Here is a 5,248-nt window from a genome sequence, read left to right on the forward strand (position 1 = left end):
TTGATTAATCGAAATAATTTTCATTGATTGATTGGTTTAAATTACTCGAAGTTTATTTGAGCGAAATTTAAGTCAGTAATTGATGAGCCAGAATTGGCACCTTGTCTTTAAATAAGGTGCAAAATGATTTTAACTGAAGAGTTTGATCATGGCTCAGATTGAACGCTGGCGGCAGGCTTAACACATGCAAGTCGAGCGGAGAGAGGTAGCTTGCTACTGATCTTAGCGGCGGACGGGTGAGTAATGCTTAGGAATCTGCCTATTAGTGGGGGACAACATCTCGAAAGGGATGCTAATACCGCATACGTCCTACGGGAGAAAGCAGGGGATCTTCGGACCTTGCGCTAATAGATGAGCCTAAGTCGGATTAGCTAGTTGGTGGGGTAAAGGCCTACCAAGGCGACGATCTGTAGCGGGTCTGAGAGGATGATCCGCCACACTGGGACTGAGACACGGCCCAGACTCCTACGGGAGGCAGCAGTGGGGAATATTGGACAATGGGGGGAACCCTGATCCAGCCATGCCGCGTGTGTGAAGAAGGCCTTATGGTTGTAAAGCACTTTAAGCGAGGAGGAGGCTACTTTAGATAATACCTAGAGATAGTGGACGTTACTCGCAGAATAAGCACCGGCTAACTCTGTGCCAGCAGCCGCGGTAATACAGAGGGTGCAAGCGTTAATCGGATTTACTGGGCGTAAAGCGCGCGTAGGCGGCTAATTAAGTCAAATGTGAAATCCCCGAGCTTAACTTGGGAATTGCATTCGATACTGGTTAGCTAGAGTGTGGGAGAGGATGGTAGAATTCCAGGTGTAGCGGTGAAATGCGTAGAGATCTGGAGGAATACCGATGGCGAAGGCAGCCATCTGGCCTAACACTGACGCTGAGGTGCGAAAGCATGGGGAGCAAACAGGATTAGATACCCTGGTAGTCCATGCCGTAAACGATGTCTACTAGCCGTTGGGGCCTTTGAGGCTTTAGTGGCGCAGCTAACGCGATAAGTAGACCGCCTGGGGAGTACGGTCGCAAGACTAAAACTCAAATGAATTGACGGGGGCCCGCACAAGCGGTGGAGCATGTGGTTTAATTCGATGCAACGCGAAGAACCTTACCTGGCCTTGACATAGTAAGAACTTTCCAGAGATGGATTGGTGCCTTCGGGAACTTACATACAGGTGCTGCATGGCTGTCGTCAGCTCGTGTCGTGAGATGTTGGGTTAAGTCCCGCAACGAGCGCAACCCTTTTCCTTATTTGCCAGCGAGTAATGTCGGGAACTTTAAGGATACTGCCAGTGACAAACTGGAGGAAGGCGGGGACGACGTCAAGTCATCATGGCCCTTACGGCCAGGGCTACACACGTGCTACAATGGTCGGTACAAAGGGTTGCTACACAGCGATGTGATGCTAATCTCAAAAAGCCGATCGTAGTCCGGATTGGAGTCTGCAACTCGACTCCATGAAGTCGGAATCGCTAGTAATCGCGGATCAGAATGCCGCGGTGAATACGTTCCCGGGCCTTGTACACACCGCCCGTCACACCATGGGAGTTTGTTGCACCAGAAGTAGCTAGCCTAACTGCAAAGAGGGCGGTTACCACGGTGTGGCCGATGACTGGGGTGAAGTCGTAACAAGGTAGCCGTAGGGGAACCTGCGGCTGGATCACCTCCTTAACGAAAGATTGACGATTGGTAAGAATCCACAACAAGTTGTTCTTCATAGATGTATCTGAGGGTCTGTAGCTCAGTTGGTTAGAGCACACGCTTGATAAGCGTGGGGTCACAAGTTCAAGTCTTGTCAGACCCACCATGACTTTGACTGGTTGAAGTTATAGATAAAAGATACATAACTGATGATGTAAGCTGGGGACTTAGCTTAGTTGGTAGAGCGCCTGCTTTGCACGCAGGAGGTCAGGAGTTCGACTCTCCTAGTCTCCACCAGAACTTAAGAGAAGTTCGGATTACAGAAATTAGTAAATAGAGATTTCGGTCTTGGTTTATTAACTTCTGTGATTTAAGTATCACGGTATTAAGCATGACCTGACGAAGGTGTGTTTATTCATTAACAGATTGGCAAAATTGAGTCTGAAATAAATTGTTCACTCAAGAGTTTAGATTAAGCAATTAATCTGAATGAATTGAGAACTAGCAAATTAACTGAATCAAGCGTTTTGGTATATGAATTTAGATTGAAGCTGTACAGTGTTTAAGTACACAGGCAACAGATAGTAGCGATGAAGAATCGCACGGACAACACTCACTTGTAGGTGTTGACGACTGTTTGGGGTTGTATAGTCAAGTAATTAAGTGCATGTGGTGGATGCCTTGGCAGTCAGAGGCGATGAAAGACGTGATAGCCTGCGAAAAGCTCCGGGGAGGCGGCAAATATCCTGTGATCCGGAGATTTCTGAATGGGGGAACCCACCTACTTTAAGGTAGGTATTGCAACATGAATACATAGTGTTGCAAGGCGAACGAGGGGAAGTGAAACATCTCAGTACCCTTAGGAAAAGAAATCAATTGAGATTCCCTCAGTAGCGGCGAGCGAACGGGGATCAGCCCATTAAGTTATGTGTGTTTTAGTGGAACGCTCTGGGAAGTGCGAACGTAGAGGGTGATATTCCCGTACACGAAAGGGCACACATAATGATGACGAGTAGGGCGAGGCACGTGAAACCTTGTCTGAATATGGGGGGACCATCCTCCAAGGCTAAATACTCCTGACTGACCGATAGTGAACCAGTACCGTGAGGGAAAGGCGAAAAGAACCCCTGTGAGGGGAGTGAAATAGATCCTGAAACCGCATGCATACAAGCAGTGGGAGCCGACTTGTTCGGTGACTGCGTACCTTTTGTATAATGGGTCAGCGACTTATATTCAGTAGCGAGGTTAACCGTATAGGGGAGCCGTAGAGAAATCGAGTCTTAATAGGGCGTTTAGTTGCTGGGTATAGACCCGAAACCAGGCGATCTATCCATGAGCAGGTTGAAGGTTGGGTAACACTAACTGGAGGACCGAACCCACTGTCGTTGAAAAGCCAGGGGATGACTTGTGGATAGGGGTGAAAGGCTAATCAAGCCTGGTGATAGCTGGTTCTCCCCGAAAGCTATTTAGGTAGCGCCTCGGACGAATACCATAGGGGGTAGAGCACTGTTTCGGCTAGGGGGTCATCCCGACTTACCAAACCGATGCAAACTCCGAATACCTATGAGTACTATCCGGGAGACAGACTGCGGGTGCTAACGTCCGTAGTCAAGAGGAAAACAATCCAGACCGCCAGCTAAGGCCCCAAAATCATAGTTAAGTGGGAAACGATGTGGGAAGGCATAGACAGCTAGGAGGTTGGCTTAGAAGCAGCCACCCTTTAAAGAAAGCGTAATAGCTCACTAGTCGAGTCGGCCTGCGCGGAAGATGTAACGGGGCTAAAACTATGTGCCGAAGCTGCGGATTTGACATTAGTCAAGTGGTAGGGGAGCGTTCTGTAAGCCGATGAAGGTGTATTGAGAAGTATGCTGGAGGTATCAGAAGTGCGAATGCTGACGTGAGTAACGACAAAACGGGTGAAAAACCCGTTCGCCGAAAGACCAAGGGTTCCAGTCCAACGTTAATCGGGGCTGGGTGAGTCGACCCCTAAGGCGAGGCCGAAAGGCGTAGTCGATGGGAAATTGGTTAATATTCCAATACTTCTGTGTAATGCGATGAGAGGACGGAGAAGGTTAAGTCAGCCTGGCGTTGGTTGTCCAGGTGGAAGGATGTAGGTATGTATCTTAGGCAAATCCGGGGTACTCTATACTGAGATCCGATAGCAAGCTGTACTTGTACAGTGAAGTGGCTGATACCATGCTTCCAGGAAAAGTCTCTAAGCTTCAGTTACACAGGAATCGTACCCGAAACCGACACAGGTGGTCAGGTCGAGTAGACCAAGGCGCTTGAGAGAACTCTGCTGAAGGAACTAGGCAAAATGGTACCGTAACTTCGGGAGAAGGTACGCTGTTGTTGGTGATGGAACTTGCTTCCTGAGCTGATGACAGCCGCAGAAACCAGGCCGCTGCAACTGTTTATTAAAAACATAGCACTCTGCAAACACGAAAGTGGACGTATAGGGTGTGATGCCTGCCCGGTGCTGGAAGGTTAATTGATGGGGTTAGCGTAAGCGAAGCTCTTGATCGAAGCCCCAGTAAACGGCGGCCGTAACTATAACGGTCCTAAGGTAGCGAAATTCCTTGTCGGGTAAGTTCCGACCTGCACGAATGGCATAATGATGGCGGCGCTGTCTCCAGCAGAGGCTCAGTGAAATCGAAATCGCTGTGAAGATGCAGTGTACCCGCGGCTAGACGGAAAGACCCCGTGAACCTTTACTGCAGCTTGACACTGAACTTTGACCTTACTTGTGTAGGATAGGTGGGAGGCTTTGAAGTTGGAACGCTAGTTCCAATGGAGCCGTCCTTGAAATACCACCCTGGTAATGTTGAGGTTCTAACTCTGTCCCGTTATCCGGGACGAGGACCGTGTCTGGTGGGTAGTTTGACTGGGGCGGTCTCCTCCTAAAGAGTAACGGAGGAGTACGAAGGTGCGCTCAGCGTGGTCGGAAATCACGCGTAGAGTATAAAGGCAAAAGCGCGCTTAACTGCGAGACCCACAAGTCGAGCAGGTACGAAAGTAGGTCTTAGTGATCCGGTGGTTCTGTATGGAAGGGCCATCGCTCAACGGATAAAAGGTACTCTGGGGATAACAGGCTGATACCGCCCAAGAGTTCATATCGACGGCGGTGTTTGGCACCTCGATGTCGGCTCATCTCATCCTGGGGCTGAAGCAGGTCCCAAGGGTATGGCTGTTCGCCATTTAAAGAGGTACGCGAGCTGGGTTTAGAACGTCGTGAGACAGTTCGGTCCCTATCTACCGTGGGCGCTGGAAATTTGAGAGGATCTGCTCCTAGTACGAGAGGACCAGAGTGGACGAACCTCTGGTGTACCGGTTGTGACGCCAGTCGCATCGCCGGGTAGCTATGTTCGGAAGGGATAACCGCTGAAAGCATCTAAGCGGGAAGCCTACCTCAAGATAAGATTTCCCTAGGAATTTATTCCTCTAAAGAGCCGTTCGAGACTAGGACGTTGATAGGTTGGATGTGGAAGCATAGTGATATGTGAAGCTGACCAATACTAATTGCTCGTGAGGCTTGACTATACAACACCCAAGCAGTTGTATATAAAGCATCAATCGATTCATAAATCGACAAACAAACTTGATTTAGTTA

Annotated in this window: 2 tRNA genes and 2 rRNA genes; all 4 read left to right on the plus strand. The window is 49.1% G+C overall.

The features are described from left to right. The first annotated feature begins 130 nt into the window (after window positions 1–130). The 4 genes from MSG95_RS18630 to MSG95_RS18645 all read left to right on the plus strand — a co-directional run bounded on the left by MSG95_RS18630 (window position 131) and on the right by MSG95_RS18645 (window position 5,178). Window positions 131–1,668, plus strand: a 16S ribosomal RNA gene (locus MSG95_RS18630). Window positions 1,669–1,727: 59 nt separating this feature from the next. Beyond that, window positions 1,728–1,804 (plus strand) — tRNA-Ile (locus MSG95_RS18635). Window positions 1,805–1,859: 55 nt separating this feature from the next. Next, window positions 1,860–1,935 (plus strand) — tRNA-Ala (locus tag MSG95_RS18640). A 352-nt stretch (window positions 1,936–2,287) separates the two neighbouring features. Continuing rightward, window positions 2,288–5,178 (plus strand): 23S ribosomal RNA (locus tag MSG95_RS18645). Together the 16S and 23S rRNA genes with 2 tRNA genes alongside form the textbook arrangement of a ribosomal RNA operon. Window positions 5,179–5,248: the final 70 nt, after the last annotated feature.

The organism is Acinetobacter sp. IK23, from assembly GCF_035615275.1.
Lineage (GTDB): Bacteria > Pseudomonadota > Gammaproteobacteria > Pseudomonadales > Moraxellaceae > Acinetobacter > Acinetobacter seifertii.